The 831-nt window shown below is 67.7% G+C and carries 1 protein-coding gene; it reads left to right on the forward strand.

Annotated elements, in window-relative coordinates:
- On the forward strand, positions 1-820 hold an 820-nt coding region (locus SSA01S_RS18895), incomplete at its 5' end, for an IS3 family transposase (protein WP_156477988.1).
- Positions 821-831 lie beyond the last annotated feature (11 nt).

Here is an 831-nt window from a genome sequence, read left to right on the forward strand (position 1 = left end):
CAGCGTCGCCCGCCCGCATCTGTCTGCGATGCGCAACCGACCACCGCCACGACCGCGCGGACGGCCACCATTGCCGGACGCCGACCTAGTCGCCGACATCCGGGCGCTTGTCGCCGATCTGCCCACCTACGGTTATCGCCGCGTCCATGCCCTGCTGCGCCGCCAAGCCGAGCAGACCGGTCGCGCTGCTCCCAATCCCAAGCGCGTCTACCGCGTCATGAAGGTGCATGGACTGCTGCTCCAAAGAGGCGGCGGACGGCACGAGGAGCGCCGTCACGACGGCCGTGTCGCCGTCGACCAGCGCAACACTCGCTGGTGCTCCGACGGGCTGGAGATCGCCTGTGACAACGGCGAGAAGGTGCGCGTCGCGTTCGCGCTCGACTGCTGCGACCGCGAGGCAATGGGGCATGTGGCAACCACGAGCGGCATCACCGCCGAGGATGTGCAGGACCTGATGGTCGCCACCGTCGAGCACCGCTACGGTCGGGTGAACCGCGTACCCCAGCCAATCGAGTGGCTGACGGATAACGGCAGCTGCTATACCGCCCGCGACACCCGCACCTTTGCTCGCGACATCGGGCTGGTGCCGCGCACCACCCCGGTCAGCAGCCCGCAGTCCAACGGCATGGCCGAGGCGTTCGTCCGCACCCTCAAGCGCGATTACGTCCGCGTGAACCCCAAGCCCGACGCGCAGACCGTCATCGCGCAGCTGCCAGCTTGGCTCGACCACTATAATGAGGTGCATCCACACCGCGCCCTCGGCTACAGGTCACCCCGCGAGTTCATCGCGACAACACGCGAGGCCCTGTCAGCCATTTAGGGGGCAACAAC

Origin of the sequence: Sphingomonas sanguinis NBRC 13937 (genome assembly GCF_001591005.1) — a bacterium.
In the GTDB taxonomy this organism is placed as follows: Bacteria; Pseudomonadota; Alphaproteobacteria; order Sphingomonadales; family Sphingomonadaceae; genus Sphingomonas; species Sphingomonas sanguinis.